This window comes from Paenibacillus sp. SRL342 (genome assembly GCF_984798905.1).
In genome coordinates, this window is sequence record NZ_OZ481790.1 from 6203824 (window position 1) to 6221864 (window position 18041).

An 18041-nucleotide genomic window follows, 5' to 3' on the forward strand; every position below is an offset into this window, starting at 1 on the left:
CTTCCTTGGGATGCGCACCACTTTTGCTTGACGGCGGAGCACGCTTGTAATATTAGAACGCGAATTCGATCGTATCCACGGCACTCTTTGCGCCTGCCGCCGGTTTATGACATTCAATCCGACATAGCTCAAGTTGTGGATTTTCCGCAATTTGAGAAAGTACCCGCAGGTAATCCTCGGTTAAGGTGTGGATCATCGTTTCTTTGAACAGTTTGGTGGCGTAGAAAAAGCCCCCGCTCAGTGCCCCTTCGTTTTCATACATAAACAGCGTCAGATCAAACTTCGCTTCTTCCAAATGGTCAAGCTCGTAATTCTTCAGGCTGACCCCTTCCAGTTCGGCGTCTCGTTCTTCGATATTTTGCAAGTCGAAAACGGCATCAAACAGTGGGAAGCGGCCAGGCTCGCGCTTCACATTCAAACGCTCCACGAGCTCCTCGAATGGATAATCCTGATTCTCAAAAGCTCCCAAAGCCGTTTCCTTCACTTCATCAAGGTAGGACAGGAACGTTTTTTCGCCTGACGGACGATTGCGGAGCGCCAGTGTATTAACAAACATGCCGATGACCGACTCCAAATCGGCGTTAGTTCTTCCCGCCACCGGGGTGCCTACGATTACGTCTTCCTGCCCGCTGTACTTGGACAGCAGCACGGTATATGCGGCAAGCAGTACCATGTACAGCGTGCTTTCACGCTCGGCCGCCAATTCACGCAGCCGCGCAGAGAGAGAAGCATCGACATCGAACTCCAGATGCGCACCTTCGTAGTTGCGAACTGTAGAACGTTCGTAGTCCATCGGCAGATCCCCCGTCGGCAGATCGCCTTCAAAGGTTTGCAGCCAGTACGCTTCCTGTCGCCCGATCCGCTCTCGGTGAACCTCTGACTGCTGCCAAACGGCATAATCCTTATATTGAATGCGTAGTGGCAGCAGTTCTTCCCCGGCGTACAAACTCGAGAACTCATCCATCACAATCGCCATCGATACGCCATCCGACACAATATGGTGCATATCGAAAAGGAGAATATACCGGTTCGGCTCCAGTTCGACGACTCCGGCGCGCAGCAGCGGAGGCTTGCCGAGATCAAACGGACGTACGAAGTTGCGAACGATCTGCTCAACTTGAGCCGCATCCTCTGTATCCGCTTGATGATGCTCGATAGCAAAATCGACCTGCGGGTAAATCCGCTGAACCGCTTCGCCCTTCACCATTTCAAAACCGGTGCGCAGCGACTCATGCCGTGTTATCAGTTTCCGCAATGCGGCTTCCAACCGATCTAAATCAAACTTGCCTTCCACCTGCACCAGTTCCGGCATGTTGTAAAGCTGATCCGCTCCATCCAGCGTGTGCTGAATAAACAGCCGTTTCTGCGCGGAGGACAGAGGGTAGTACTCTCTCTCTTCCGCTTGAGGAATGGCCTCATGCTCCCGCCGTTCCATCCGGGCAATCGCATCGGCCATCGCCGCAATGGTCGAGTGACGGAATACATCGCGCAGCGGCAGGTTGACGCTTAATTCCTTAAATACCTTGCCTGCCAGTGTCGTCGCTCGCAGAGAGTGCCCGCCGATGTCGAAGAAGTTGTCGTAAACACCAATCTCCTTCGTAAGCCCCAGCACCTCCTGCCAAATTACCGCCAGCTTTGTTTCCAGCTCATTGCGTGGTGCGACGTACTCCGTTCCACTTCCAGCTTCCCCTTCCGGCGCCGGCAGCGCCTTCCGGTCTATCTTTCCGTTCGGCGTCAGAGGCAGGCGCTCCAGCTCCACGAAGTACGACGGGATCATGTAACCTGGCAGCTCCTGTGCCAACGCACTGCGCAGATCGTTCACTAACAGCTTCGCACCAGTATCCGGCGTGTAATACGCACACAGCGCCTTCTGCCCGTTCTCATCACTTCGAACCAGCACCACCGCTTCGCGCACACCTTCCACCCGCAACAGCTGTGACTCGATCTCACCCGTCTCGATCCGGTACCCCCGGATTTTCGCCTGATTGTCGATCCGGCCGATGAAATCCACGTTGCCGTCCTCCATCCACCGCGCCAAATCTCCCGTGCGATATAACCGCTCACCAGCTGTGAAAGAGCTGTCTACGAACTTCTCTTCCGTCAGCTCTGGACGGTTCAAGTACCCTCGTGCCACGCCGACTCCGCCGATAACCAGCTCGCCCAGCACCCCGACTGGTACGGGATTCAGATGTGCATCCACGATGTAAAACTTCGCATTTAACCACGCTTTCCCAATCGGCACATGACCTGTCTGCGGCAGTTTCTCCAACTCCTCGTCATAGAAACTGGAGTCAATTGCTGCTTCCGTTACACCGTAGGCGTTAATGATGCGGAACGACAGGCCGAACCGTTCCTGCAAGGTCCGGTAATCTGCCACACTGCAGCTGTCCGAGCTTGTGATCAACAGCTCCATCTCGCTCAACTCCAGCCCTTGCTCGTGCACGTACTCCATAAACGGCACGATCAGCGCCGGCGTTGATTCAAAGATCGTCACTTGCTCCCGCTCTATCCAGTAATGCAGACGAGACGGATCAATCCGGTCGTCCTTTGGTACAATGACCATGGTGCCTCCGTTATACAACGTCCGCGCGATATCACCCACGAACACGTCAAACGAGAAGCTTGCGAGCTGCAACAGCCTTACCGGGAACTGATCCAACCGGTATTCCCGTCGGTAACCAGCCGCCGTGTTCACCAAGCTTCGGTGCTCGATCATTACACCCTTGGGCTTACCCGTCGTCCCCGAAGTGTAGATCACATACGCCAAATCCTCCGGACGGGCTTCATGGAAGCTGTCCATACCGACAGCATCAACATCATTTGGATGACTCTCATTACGGTCGTTCACAGCACCCGTCAGCTTGCCGGAGACTTTACCGGAAACCATGCTGGAGCCTTGGCCGAAGTCCATTGGTACATTCGCTCGGTCTTCGCTGTATGACGTTTCGTCATCGAGATATAGCACCGTCGCCAGTGCCAGCTCCTCTTCGCTGAGCCAGGCTTCGGCACGCTCTCGCAGCGGCGTTTGCGTCAGCAGTACCTTCGCTCCGCTGTCTTCCAGCATGAACCGCACACGGTCCGCCGGATAATCCGGGTCAAGCGGTACATATGCCCCTCCCGCTTTCCAGACGGCCATCACAGCCACCAGAAGGTCCACCGAACGCTCGGCGAGAATGCCAACGATTGTCTCCCGACCGATGCCGCTTGCACGCAGCGTTGCCGACAGGCGGTTCGCTCGTTCGTTCAGCTCCACATACGTTAGTCGGTTATTTTCATACACGACGGCTTCCGCTTTCGGCGTGCGTTCCGCCTGTTCCTCGAACAGTCGGTGGAACGCCGCCACAGGAGCCTCTTCCGGCTGTGCCGGGTTAAACGCGCAGACAATTTCTTCTTTTTCCGCTGCCGTCAGCAAATTCAGCTCGGCAATCTTCGCATCTGGACGGTTCACAATTGTCACGAGCAACTGCTCGTAATGTTTTGCCAGCCGTTCAATCGTCTCCCTTTTATAAAGAGCCGTCGCATATTCGAAGCTGTAATCCAATCCGCCGTTCTCCTCGCCCACATCCAAGCTGATATCAAACTTCGCAGTATCCAGTACGCTCGGATAAGGAATCAGGCGAAGCCCTTCCAGTTCAAATTGCTCGTTCTCCGTATTTTGCATCGTAAACATCGTGTCGAAGAGTGGATTATGGCTTAAATCACGGGTGACTTGCACCTTGTCCACCAATTGTTCAAACGGATAGTTTTGATGCTCAAAGGCGTGTAAAGTTGTTTCTTTGACTTCATTTAGATAGGACAGGAATGTTTTCTCCGAAACCGGATAACTGCGAATCGCCAGCGTGTTTAGGAAAATCCCAATCAACGGCTGCACATCTCCATGATTTCTTCCGGCAATCGGCGTACCAACGATCACGTCTTCCTGACCTGAATATTTGTGCAAAAGCACGTTATATGCCGCAAGCAGCACCATAAACAGTGTCGTGCCCGTTTCCGAAGCCAGCTGTTTCAAACCGTCGGTTTTTGAAGCGTCGAAGAAAAACTCCAGCGTTTGACCCTCATAGCTCTGTACAGCCGGACGTGGATAGTCAGTCGGCATTTCCAGCACCGGAAGCTCGCCCTGGAACATATCCAGCCAATACGTCCCCTGATGCCGAAGCCTTTCCTGCTGCTCCTGCGAATGCTGCCAAACGGTGTAGTCTTTGTACTGAATGCGCAGTGGCTCCAATTGCTCTCCACCATACAAGCGCACGAATTCTTCAACAAAGATTTCCATCGAAACGCCGTCAGAAATAATATGATGCATGTCGTACATCAGAATATGGCGTTCCGGAGCCAGCTCAACAAGGCCTACCCTCAACAGCGGTGGCTTAGCCAAGTCAAACGGACGGACGAAACCGTGAACCACCGTTTCGACCTCTTGCTCATCCGCTTGATAGAACTCCACCGCAAAATTCACATCCTGGTAAATCCGCTGTGATGCTTCGCCGTCCACCATTTCGAACCCGGTGCGCAGCATTTCATGCCGCGTCACGAGCTTACGGCATGTTTCTTCGAACCTTGTCCGGTCCAAAGCACCTTCCAGCAGCATCGCTTCCGGCATGTTGTAGCTAAGCTCCGCACCTTCCAGCTGATTCAGGATAAAGAGACGTTTTTGAGCAAAAGATTGAGGGTACACCTCTCGGTCATCCGCCACCGGAATGGCAACAAATGTCTGCTCATCCAGCCGGTAAATGACGGCAGCCATGCTCTCGATCGTGGAATGGCGGAACACGTCGCGCAGTGGCAGATCCACGTTCAAGTCTTTATGAATCTTGCTGACCAACGTTGTCGCGCGCAGGGAGTGGCCACCGATGTCGAAGAAGTTGTCGTGAATACCAATCTCCTTCGTAAGCCCCAGCACTTCCTGCCAAATAACTACCAGCTTCATTTCCAGCTCATTGCGTGGTGCGACGTACTGTGTTCCGCTTCCCGCTTCTCCTTCAGGCGCTGGTAGCGCCTTTCGGTCAAGCTTCCCGTTCGGTGTCAGAGGCAGATGCTCCAGCTCCACGAAGTACGACGGGATCATGTAACCTGGCAACTCCTGTGCCAACGCACTGCGCAGATCGTTCACTAACAGCTTCGCACCAGTATCCGGTGTGTAATACGCACACAGCATCTTCTGCCCGTTCGCATCATCACTTCGAACCAGCACCACCGCTTCGCGCACACCTTTCACCCGCAGCAACTGCGACTCGATCTCACCCGTCTCGATCCGGTACCCCCGGATTTTCGCCTGATTGTCGATTCGGCCGATGAAGTCCACGTTCCCGTCCTCCATCCACCGCGCCAAATCTCCTGTGCGGTACAGCCGCTCGCCCACAGCAAACGGGCTGTCTACGAACTTCTCTTCCGTCAGCTCTGGACGGTTCAAGTACCCGCGCGCTACCCCAACGCCGCCGATAACCAGCTCGCCCAGCACCCCGACCGGTACGGGATTCAGATGTGCATCCACGATGTAGAACTTCGCATTTAACCACGCTTTTCCAATCGGCACATGGCCTGTTGGCGGCAGTTTCTCCAACCCCTCGTCATAGAAACTGGAGTCGATTGCCGCTTCCGTTACACCGTAGGCGTTAATGATGCGGAACGACGGGCCGAAACGTTCCTGCAAGGTTCTATAATCCGCCACGCTGCAACTATCCGAGCTTGTGATCAGCAGCTCCATCCCACTCAACTCTAGCCCCTGCTCGTGCACGTATTCCATAAACGGTACGATCAGCGCCGGCGTTGATTCAAAGATCGTGACTTGCTCGCGTTCTATCCAGTAGTGCAGACGAGATGGATCAATCCGATCGTCCTTAGGCACAATGACCATCGTGCCTCCGTTATACAACGTGCGTGCAATATCACCCACGAACACGTCAAACGAGAAGCTGGCGAGTTGCAGTAGCCTCACCGGGAACTGATCTAACCGGTATTCCCGTCGGTAACCCGCTGCCGTGTTCACCAGGCTGCGGTGCTCAATCATTACACCCTTCGGCTTACCCGTTGTACCCGACGTATAGATTACATAGGCCAAATCCTCTGGACGAGCTTCATGGAAGCTGTCCATACCAACATTCGAATAGCTCTCATCTCCGTCGTTCACAGCACCGGTCAGCTTGCCGGAGACTTTACGGGAAACCATGCTGGAGCCAAACGGTGCATTCTCCCTTTCTTCGCTGTATGACGTTTCGTCGTCGAGATACAGCACTGTCACTAGTGCCAGTTCCTCTTCGCTGAGCCAGGCTTCAGCACGCTCTCGCAGCGGCGTTTGTGTCAGCAGCACCTTCGCTCCGCTGTCTTCAAGCATGAACCGCACGCGGTCTGCCGGATAATCCGGGTCGAGCGGTACATACGCCCCGCCCGCTTTCCAGACGGCCAGCACGGCCACCAGCAGGTCCACCGAACGCTCGGCGAGAATACCAACAATCTCCTCCCGGCCGATTCCACTTGCGCGCAGCGTTGCCGCCAAGCGGTTCGCCCGCTCATTCAGCTCCGCATACGTCAGCCGATCGTTTTCGTACACGACTGCCTCCGCTTCCGGAGTGCTCTCCGCCTGTTCCTCGAACAGTCGGTGGAACGCCGCCACAGGAGCCACTTCCGACTGCGCCGGGTGGAACGCGCCGATAATTTGCTCTTTTTCCTCTGCCGTCAGCAAGTCCAGTTCGGCAATCTTCGCATCTGGACGGCTCACGATCGCCGCAAGCAAATGTCCAAAATGAATCGATAGCCGCCGGATCGTGCTTTCTTTATAAAGAGCCGTTGCGAATTCAAAGTTGCACTCCAGTCCGCCATTTTCTTCCGTAACATCCACACTCAGGTCGAACTTGGCCATACCATATTCGCTAGGGTACGGGGACAATTTCAGCCCTTCCAGCTCAAACTCTGACTCCTCCAGGTTTTGCAGGGAGAACATCGTGTCAAACAGCGGGTTGCGGCTCAAATCCCGGCTAACCTGCACTTTATCGACGAGTTCTTCGAACGGATAATTCTGATGCTCGTAAGCGCCTAAAGTCGTTTCTTTCACTTCTTCCAAATACGACAGGAAGGTCTTCTCCGAAGCCGGATAATTGCGGATCGCCAGCGTGTTGACAAACATTCCGATCAAGGGCTGCATATCGCCGTGCGTTCTACCCGCAATCGACGTGCCAACGATCAAATCATCCTGACCTGTGTATTTATGCAAAAGCACGGTATACGCGGCAAGCAACACCATATATAGCGTCGTTCCTCTTTGAGCGGCTAGCTGCTTCAAGCCTTCGTTCGTTGCCTCGTCCACAAAAGACGTCAGCGTATGTCCCTCATAGCTCTGTACAGCAGGACGCGGGTAGTCCGTTGGCATTTCCAGAACCGGCAGCTCGCCCCGGTAACGGTCCAGCCAGTAAGCTTCCTCGCGTTTCAATTGCACTTTTTGCTCGTCCGATTGCTGCCATACCGCATAGTCCTTGTACTGAATATGCAAAGGCTCTAATGACTCACCGCCATACAAACGAACGAGTTCCTCAACGAACACGTCCATCGAAACCCCGTCGGAGATGATATGGTGCATGTCAAACATCAGTAAATAACGATCGGCTGCCAGCTCTACGAGCTCGGCACGCAGCAACGGTGGCTTCGCCAAGTCGAAAGGTCGGATAAAAGCCTGCACGACTGCAGCCGCTTCTTCCTCGTTCGCATGTCGACACACAACGGCAAAATCAACGCTCTCGTAAATACGCTGTACCGCTTCGCCTTGCACGATCTCAAATCCGGTTCGCAACGTTTCATGACGTTCGATCAGTCCGCGGAAAGCTTTCTCCAGCAGGCTGTGGTCAATCGATCCTTCGAGCAACAGCACACCCGGCATGTTATAGCTCTGATCGGCTCCTTCCAGCTGATTCAGGATAAACAGCCGCTTCTGAGCTGAGGAAAGTGGATAACACGCTCTTTCATCTGCCAGCGGAATCGACGAGAACAACTGCTCTTCAATCCGGGAGAGGGCGAGAGCCATCTCTTCGATCGTTGAGTAGCGGAATACGTCGCGCAGAGGCAGCTCGACGTTCAACTCCTGATGCACCTTGCTCACCAGTGTCGTTGCCCGCAGGGAATGGCCGCCCAAGTCAAAGAAGTTGTCATGAACCCCGATGTGTTCCAATCCGAGCACGCTTTTCCATATTTCAGCCAAGCTGGCTTCCAACGGAGTCCGAGGCGGAGTATGTCCTTCGCCCGGCTGCAAGCTCTCCTCAGGTGCCGGGAGGGAGCGGCGGTCGACCTTGCCGTTCGTCGTCAGCGGAAGCCGTTCCAACTGGATCAGGTACGCCGGGATCATATAGGCAGGAAGTTCCTGGGAAAGAACGCTCTTCAGCTCGGCCGCCGGAAGCTCACGGTCCGCTTCATAATAGGCGCAAAGTTGCTTCTCGCCGGAGGCGTTTTCCCGCGCAAATACCGTCGTTTTCCGAATTCCCTCCACTTTCTGAAGCTGAGCTTCGATCTCGCCCAGCTCAATACGGAAGCCGCGGACTTTCACTTGATCATCCGTCCGCCCCACGTATTCAATCGTGCCGTCCGGTAGCCATTTTGCCAAATCTCCTGTACGGTACATGCGCTCTCCCGGCACAAACGGATGGTCCACAAATTTCTCCGCCGTTAGCTCCGGCCGGTTATTGTAGCCCTGTACCAAGCCTTCTCCGCCGACGCAAAGTTCCCCGGCCACGCCGATCGGCAGAAGTTTATTCTGGCTGTCGACGATATACACCGTCGTATTGCTGATCGGCCGTCCGATGGGTACGGTAAGCGCGGACTCATCGACAAAGTCGACTGGAAGATACGTGGTATAAACCGTGCTTTCTGATGGACCGTACAGGTGGTTGAGCCTGCCCGGTCCGATATGGGCGAGCGCTTTACGCACATGGCCGACCGACACGCGCTCTCCTCCGAACAAAATCGCCCGGACATCCCGCAGGCAGTCGACGTTCACATCTACAAGGACGTTGAAGAAAGCCGTCGTAATTAGCATGACCGAGATTCGCTCGCGCTGGATAAGATCCGCCAGCTGGCCGATTTCCAGCAAAGTCTCGTGGGGAACCAGCACCAGCCGTGCCCCGTTGGTCAAAGCACCGAAAATATCAAAAATCGCTCCGTCAAACGAATAGCTCGAAAGCTGGAGGACATGATCCCGCTCAGTGATGTCGATATAATTCGTATTTCGCACGATCCGCACGATATTGCGGTGCGAAACAAGGTTTCCTTTTGGCTTGCCCGTCGTGCCTGACGTATAGATGATGCAAGCCAGGTCTGTCGCTTCGTTGCCCGAATTAAGATTTGTGCGGTCCTCGTGATAGAAGGACTCGTCATCCAGTAAAATCACGGAGTCCGAACCCGCCAGGCGCTCGCGTAATCGGCTTTGCGTCAGCATGACCTGCGCACCCGAATCCTCGATCAAGAAACGGATACGCTCCTCGGGATATTCCGGGTCAATCGGTACGTAAGCCGAACCGGCTTTGTGTGCCGCCAGCATACCCACCACCATTTCGATGGAACGCTCAGCCATAATGGCGACCAGGCGGCCTTTGGATATCCCGTGGCTACGCAAGGTACGAGCAAGGCAATTAACGCGTTCGTTCAGCTCGCGGTAGGTCAGCTCTTGCCCATTCAAGGAGATGGCAGCTGCATCCGGGATGCGCTCCGCCTGCTCTTCGAACAATTGAATGAGCGTTTTCCCGCACGGAAATTCCGTTGTGGTGTCGTTAAAACGTCCGAGAAGGTCAGCCTTTTCCGCCTCTGTCACAAGTTCCAGCTCGCCCACGGTAATCTCCGGGTTATCCGCCACCTGCTCCAGCAAATGAACGAGATGCCCCTTGAGCCGCTCAATGCTAGCTTTATCAAACACTTCGGCGTTAAAGTCGAACCGAATTTCAATCTCGTCTCCCGGCACCACGGTGACGTTGAAGTTATAGTTTGTCTGCTCCTCCATCTGAACATCAGCAATCGTCAGATCGCCATGTTGCTGGTCCCCCGCCTGCTCCATCTGCTCGTCCACCGGATAGTTCTCAAAAGCGATGATATGGTTGATCAGGTTCTGCTTTTGCACGCTACGGGCCTGAATTTCATACAGCGGATAGTAATCATAACGCCCGGACTCAAGCGCCCGCTCTTGAAGCTTCGCCATCAGGTCGGCGAACACGGTGTCCGCTTCACTCGTCACCCGGACCGGCACCGTATTGATGAACAGCCCGATCATGGACTCAATGCCCGGAATTTCCGCCGGTCTTCCGGCTACGACGCTACCGAATACGGCATCGTTTGTTCCGTTATATTTTTGCAGCATCACGCCCCAAATAGCTTGCAGCAGTGTATTGACCGTAACCAGGCGCTGTTTCGCCACCCGGTCCATCCGCTCACTCAAGTCCTTGCCCAGCTCGGCGGTGACGTGATCAGCCGTAAATCTGCCGTTGGGCGCCAGTTCCTTTTGTCCAGGGAGTACGGTTTGCCCTTCATAACCTGCCAGGAATGCCATCCAATAGGCTGATGCCGCCTGATCGTCCTGTTTCTCCAACCACTCGATATAGGCCCCATAATCCGATCCCTTACCTCCCGCTAATTGCTCGCCGGATGCCAAGGCCGAGTATGCCTCAAACAGCTCCTGCGTCAGCTGAGCCAGGCACCAGCCGTCCATCAAAATATGTTGGAAACTCCACAGTACATGATAGCTTTGCTCTTCGGTGCGCAGGATCGTGAACCGAACGAGCGCGTCATGTTCCATGTCGAAGCCGCGAAGCTTGTCCTCCTCAGCCTTTTTATCCAAGTAAGCTTGTTTCTCGTCCATCTGCAAATGAAGCAGCTCTTCATATTCAAAACCGACCGGTTTGTCGCGGTATATGATTTGCAGCGGCTCGCCCGCGGGTCCTTTCACAAAATTCGCCCGCAGCACCAGATGACGTTTCGCAAGTTCCATCCAACTCCTCTCAAAAAGCTGGACGTCGAGCGCTCCCCGCATCGTAAACCGCGTCTGCTCAAAATAAGCCGCCGTTTGCCGGTCAAGCGCGCTGTGGAACCACATACCTTTCTGCATCGGCGTAAGTGAGTAAATATTTTCGATTTCCCCGAGATGGCCCGAGCGCTGGGCGATTTGCTCCAATTCTGCAATGGTCAAGCCTTTAAATTGCACGTCACTCGGCGTCAATTCTGTGTTTTCTTTGCCTGCACAGTGGATAATGAGGTCTCGGAGACTTTGCTCAAGCCGCTGAGCGAGGGCTTCCATCGTTTCCTTGCGATACTGCTTCCGGCTGTAGCTGAGATCGAGCGATAAAGTGCCGTCCAGCACCATACCGTTGATATCCAGCACAAAGCTGCGTGCCTGCCGGTCGCTAGCCGGGTTGCCGCTGGAATAAGAAGAAATGCCGATCTCGTCCTGGTTGACATCATCGTCGAACTGGCCAAGGTAGTTAAAATTAATTTCCGGCTCTGCGCCCCAAACCAAGCCATCCTCCGATTTCGAGAGATAGCGGCATATACCGTACCCTAGCCCCTTGTTCGGAATGCGGCGCAAGTTTTCCTTGACCTGTTTAATCTGATATGCCAAATCTCGGTCGGTTTCCGGCTCCAGGACGACTGGAAACTTGGTCGTAAACCAGCCAACTGTACGCGTGATGTCGATATCCGTTCTGATCGATTCACGTCCGTGTCCTTCGAGATTGATCCGCACCCGTTCGTGCCCCGTCCATTTCCGTAAGGCTATTCCAAGCGCCGTTACCAAAATATCATTCATTTCGGTGTTGTAGGCACGGTGAACCCGCTTCAGTAGCAGCTCCGTTTCTTCGGGAGTCAAACGGACAAACAGCGATTCGCTGTCATGCTGCGTCGTAACGTCCGCCTCCATATCCTTCGGCACGGCCAGAACCTCCATTTGTTCCACGGCCTGCCAATAGGCCCGTTCCTTTGCCATCTCCGGGCTTTGCGCGTAAGCAGCCAGCTGCTCGGACCAAGTGCGGTACGCATCTGTTTTCGCCGGGAAACGAATTTCCTGGCTTTTTCCAATTTGCTCGTAACCTAGAGCGAAATCCTCCATCAAAATGCGCCAAGACACGCCGTCTACCACGGCATGATGAACCGCGAGCAGCAAATGATCTCCGTCCTCGCACTGGAACAGTGCCGCCTTCATAAGGGGCCCGTTCACCAGATCGATGCCTGCTTGAATATCCGTTGCCTTCCCTTCCACAGCCTGCGCGGGATTCTCCACATCTTTAAAGTCGAACACGTCAAGCGTGAACAGCCCACCATCCTGAATCGCTCGCATTAACGCACCAAACCCCTGTTCCGACTTGCAGAACACCATGCGCAAGGCGTCATGATGCTCGGCCAGCTTTTGCAGCACCTGATACACGATCTCTTCGTTGAAGCGTTCCTTCCGGTACAGCATCACCGACTGGTTGAAATGATGCGGGTCCGCAAAGGAACTCTCGAAAAACCAATGCTGAATCGGCGTCAACGCCGTTTCACCCGTTATTTCGCCTTGATCGATGGTACGTCTGATCGGTTTCACATGCAGGCTGAGCTGTGAAATCGTCGGATATTTGAATAAATCCCGGATTTCCAGCTTGTACCCGGCTTGATGAAGCCGCGAAGATACTTGAATGGACTTGATCGAGTCTCCGCCCAGCTCAAAGAAATGATCCGTTATCCCAACACGATCGGCGTTCAATACCGCCTGCCACACATCAGCAAGCTTTCGCTCAGCTTCATTGCGGGGAGCTACGTACGCGCCGCCAGTCAGTGCGTTTCCTTCCGGGGCAGGTAAAGCCTTACGATCGATTTTGTCGTTCGGCGTGAGCGGCATCCGCGGAAGCTGAACAAAATGCGCCGGAATCATGTAATTCGGCAATTTTTGCGCCAGCGCACTTCTCAGCTCGCCGAGCGTAAGAGGGAGGCTCGCGACCAGGTAAGCGCACAGTTCTTGCCCGCTTTTGCCTTCCCGCGCGATTACAATCGTCTCCTGCACCGAGTCGATCTTCAGAAGCTGCTCTTCAATCTCACCGACCTCGATTCGGAATCCACGGATCTTCACCTGATGGTCGATCCGGCCCAAGTACTCCATATTACCGTCCGGCAGCCAGCGGGCGAGATCTCCTGTCCGGTAAAGGCGTTCTCCCGGCGCAAACGGATGTTCCACAAACTTCTCTGCCGTCAGCTCCGGTTGGTTCAGGTAACCTCTCGCAAGCCCCACACCTGCCACGCAAAGCTCGCCGTCCACTCCCGGAGGCACAAGTTGCAGGTGGGCATCCAAAATAAAAATCTGATGATTAGCCAGCGGGCGCCCAATCGGAATGACTCTGCGCTCCGGCTGCTGCTCATCCGCATCCCAAAGCGTCGTAACAATCGAAGCTTCGGTAGGGCCGTAAGCATTGAAATAGTGAACCTTCGCTTTCCACTGCTGCACGAATTCGGCCGATACCGCCGAACCTCCCGTTACAAGCTTTGTTAAGCTGGGAAGACGATCCGGGTTCAAATGAGCGCTGTACGTCGGAGGCAAAATCGCTGCCGTAATCGCATGCTCGTTCATATAACTCTCGAACAGACGAGTGTCGAGAATTGTTTCGGCCGTCGGGATGTACAAAGCCGCGCCAAAATAGAGTGCTTTGAACACTTCCCAGCAGGATGCGTCGAAGGACAAGCTCGCAAATTGTACGATCCGGTCATGCTCCGTGATGCCCAGCCTGTCTGCAAACATCAGCTTCAAGCTGACCAAACCACGATGCTCCAGCATGACCCCTTTGGGGTTGCCCGTTGTACCTGACGTATAAATGACATAAGCAAGATCGTTTGGACCGCTGACCGCCTCCAGGTTCGAGCCTTCGTCACTATAGGCCTGCTCGTCATCAAGCGCCAATACGGTCCCTTCGAACGGGACTTGCTGTAACAGCTCTCTTTGAGTCAGCAGCAGCTGCGCGTTCGAGTTCTCCAGAATGTAGCGGATACGTTCTTCCGGGTACTCCGGGTCGATCGGCACGTAGGCACCGCCAGCTTTCAGAACCGCCAGAATGCCAATGACCGTCTCCAGTGATCTCCTGACCATCAAGCCTACTAACTGATTGGGCAGCACACCGACCGATCGTAGCGTACGCGCCAGCTGGTTTGCCCGTTCGTTCAACTCTGCGTATGAAAGCCGCTGCCCCTCAAAGACAACCGCAGTCGCCTCTGGCACACGCTTCGCTTGCTCCTCCACAAGCTGATGAATCGTCCGATCACGAGGATAGTCCTTCTCTGTATCGTTGAAGCTTTGCAGTAATTGAAATTTTTCGTCCTCCGACAGCATGTCCGCTCGCACGATGTCCAGCTCCAGCTCATAAAGCCCCACGGACAGCAGGCGATTCAGGTGGCCGACGACCCGACTCATGAAATCGGAGTCATATAAGTGCTCGTTATATGACAGTGCTAGCTGTATCGTCCCGCCGGTTAAACTGAATTCAAAGGAACAGTCCGTGACCACGTTTTGCCCAATTTCGTCCAGATGCAACTCCTTAAGGGATACTAGCGTATGAACGAAGGGTGTCCCTTCAGCATATTGCAGATCCAGCTTCTCCGTCATTTTCAAGAACGGAATATGTTGATGCTGAATGGCTTCCGGCAAGGAAGTCCTCAGTTCGCTCAGAAGTGTCTTAAAAGTTGCCCCCACCGAAAGCGAGTTTTTCAAAATGACCGTATGATTAACGGATCGACGCGTCTCCCCCTTTTTCGGCACAACCGGCATGCCGACCAGAATGTCTGAAGCTCCTGTATATTTATGCAAGAGTGCCTGAACACCAGCGAGCAAAATCATAAAAGTAGCCAGCGGAGCACCCTTGCTCATTTGAAGGACGCGCTGCGCCGCTTCCTCCGAAAGCGAACCGCCAACGGTTTTCACATTGGGCACCAGGGAGTTTGGAGCTTTGCAATAAGGCAACCGCGTCAAGGTATAGTCGTCACTACCGAATTTTTCGTTCCAAAACAACGTTTCTTTTTCAAAAGCCATCTGGATCGTTCCCCTCTCTTCATCGGTAAAAGCAATCCGGCGGAGCATATGCCGAAGCAACGCTCCACCCTCGCTCCTCTCCTTTTCAAACATCTGACAACAACATCAATGGCTTGCGCAATGTCACCGCTTCATTTGCCCGGTTGATCGCATGCGGCAATCCTCTGCCTAGCAGCTGTCCCGCTCGGCTCCCATGCGTAAAGGACAACAATAAGCATCGTTCTACGCAAGAGATGTCGGTTACTTCGGACTCCTCTGCTTCAAGAAGATTGCTGCCGACGAGTCACCCGAAGACGGGATTTGGTTTAACATGGGATTCAGAATTGGATTTGGGGATAGACGACAAGGAATGTTCCTCCTGTCGATGTAAGGCTTGCCGCAGGGTTCCAGCCGTCCAGCAGGAAGTCGACCGTACCTCCTGATTTGGCACTCGAGCTGCCTTTGACGAAGCCTATGTTTAAGGGGTATTGATACACTCTATGTACGATTTGCTTATTCCCCCACAGCCCTGGTGTGGATAAGTAAAGATTCGGCTGCGGGGTAGTGAGCTTTTCCTGACGATTAAATTTAACGAGGGTACTGCATGAGACTCAAGGAATGCTCCGTATGGCACGAACGGTACTGCCCTTGGATTGCCGGAGAATTCCATGCTGATTAACGTTACCGCAGGTAGCATGAGGAGAAAGCGCTGCCTTAACATCAAGTCCGCACGCCCTCCGGAAGGCACTTTCATGCCTCTTGCCGGGGGCGGCCATCGGCTTGGCCAAGCTTAGGTCGTTACTAACAAATCCTTGGTCTCCTGAGAGATCACCTGCTGCATACTTGACTTGATAATGGCGCAGCCGGCGGTCAGATGCTCCATAGAGACGGTAAGCGGAGGCATGATCTTCAGCACACAATCTCCTCTGCCGGCTCTTTCAATGATGAGCCCGTTCTCGAAGCTGATATCCGTCACCCGCTTCGCCCCGGCTTCATCCATGAACCCCGAGACGTCAATGCCCCAGATCAGGCCGAGTCCGCGGATGGCGATGGACGGATGCAGAGGCTTGATTTCTTGATCAAGGAACGAGCGCACATACTCTTCCTTCTGCTTCACCTGAGCTTCCAGTTCGGTTCTGTCCCGGAACTCGAGAGCAGCCTTCGCGGCCACAAAAGCCAGCTGGTTGCCGCGGAAGGTGCCGTTGTGCTCGCCCGGCGTCCAGATATCCAGTTCGGGCTTCAGCAGCAGGAGGGACATTGGCAGGCCGTACCCGCTGATCGACTTCGACAGGGTAATGAGATCCGGCTCGATCCCTGCACGTTCGAAGGAGAAGAATTCGCCTGTCCGACCGCATCCTACTTGAATCTCGTCTGTAATGAGCAGAATATCGTGCCTGCGGCAAAGCTGCTGCAGCTCGCGTAGCCACTGCGCGTCGACAACGTGAATTCCTCCTTCGGCTTGTACCGTTTCAAGCAGGATCGCGGCCGGCTTATCGATTCCGGAGTGCGAATCAGTCAGGATATTCTCGATATAGCCGAGCGTATCCATTTCTGCGAAAGCCCCGCTCGGGTGCGGCATGAACGTAACTCCGTCCAGAGGGAGCCCCGCCCCTTCTCTCATGGACTTGGAGCTTGTCGCCGACAGACTGCCGAGCGACATGCCGTGGAAGCCACCCATGAATGCGAATATTCCACTTCTCTTCTTCGCCTTGCGTGCGAGCTTCAGGGCCGCTTCCACCGCATTCGTCCCTGTTGGACCGCAGAATTGAAGCTTGTAATTCAGCTTCTTCGGCTCCAGGATCCGCTCTGAGAAGCTCTGGATGAATTCACGTTTGGCCATTGTATACATATCCAGACCGTGCATAATCCGGTCGGAGGTCAAGTAATCAAGAACCCGGTCTTTAATATAATCGTTGTTATGACCGTAATTGAGTGCCCCGGCACCTGCAAAGAAATCAATATATGCTCTTCCGTCCTCAGAATATAAAAGGTCTCCCTTGGCCCGGTCGAATACCACCGGAAAACTTCTGCAGTAAGATCTTACGTTGGATTCCAGCTTTTCAAAAATGCTCACTCACTTCATCCTCCATCGGAATTGGGATAAGGTTGGCTCCATCTTTCTGAACCTTCCTTTCTGAACCTTCTGACGTCATGGAGCAACATATTCTAGGCTGTCATTTTCCACAATTGTTGGTCCCCGCATGCCGGCTTGTTGGTTAGCCAGTAGACTGGTCTCTCGCACACAGCTTGGATGGGTATAAAAAACCCTACAATTCCATTTATTAGAATAATAGGGAATAAGACCTAGGTTGAATTATATCAAAATTTACAAGAATGTATAGTGAAATTTTTGTTAAATATAGTCATTATAATGTTAAATTTGGTTCACGAAACATAATGTGTTAACATTTTTCATTAAAAAGAGTGAATAGCAAGGAAACGTTGGGAATGGTTTTACATCAATCGAGGAATTCGACGCGTGTTGACATTCAGCCATGAAACAGGATAATTTGGTATATATTACCTTTTTAATATTCTTTGCCAGTGTTCCGCATCCTTGCACTTTGCATTAACTTAACATGATTACCTGACCAATTTCTGAAAGTCTGGCTGAAGCTGCCCGCAGCATCCAAACGGATGGCAGCCAACATCGTTTTGTATCACGCCTTCTTCTCTACACCTCCGTTAGAATAAAGGGTAAATATATTCTGCTCCTCCTCATCAAACCATACGCGAGATTTTCCTCATACGCTTTTCTATGTCCTTCACTCATTTACATATAGATTACAATGGCGTTCTGAATCCAAGTTGAACAGACAATGATTTCACTTCGCGTAATAAGCTTCTTCATCCAGCAAATTGTTGCTTCTTGGCATACCATTTTGTGAGTCACTGAAAGATGTTCCAGTCCCATTTGGCCATCTTCCTTTATTGTTCAAATGACCCCGTATGCCCGATCCACATCCTTCTTGGGGAAATATTTGCACTTACGAGTTGCGAATGTTAATGACTCTCTTTAAGAAGTTGATGACATAAATTTACAATGTACAAACAC

General features: G+C 53.3%; 2 protein-coding genes. Both read right to left on the minus strand.

Features of this window, described 5'->3' with window-relative positions; all coding sequences use genetic code 11:
• Positions 1–52: 52 nt before the first annotated feature.
• Positions 53–15100, minus strand: coding sequence for a non-ribosomal peptide synthetase (locus AC4E8D_RS27290; protein ID WP_221820579.1), 15048 nt, complete (start codon positions 15098–15100; stop codon positions 53–55).
• Positions 15101–15776: 676 nt separating this feature from the next.
• Positions 15777–17060 carry a diaminobutyrate--2-oxoglutarate transaminase gene (ectB, locus tag AC4E8D_RS27295; protein WP_076217242.1) on the minus strand — a complete coding sequence of 428 codons (1284 nt, stop codon included), beginning with the start codon at positions 17058–17060 and terminating at the stop codon, positions 15777–15779.
• Positions 17061–18041: the final 981 nt, after the last annotated feature.

Bases quoted from the DNA above. Each gene is read 5' to 3' on its own strand.
- AC4E8D_RS27290 (WP_221820579.1), bottom strand. From the start codon at position 15,100: ATGTTTGAAAAGGAGAGGAGCGAGGGTGGAGCGTTGCTTCGGCATATG.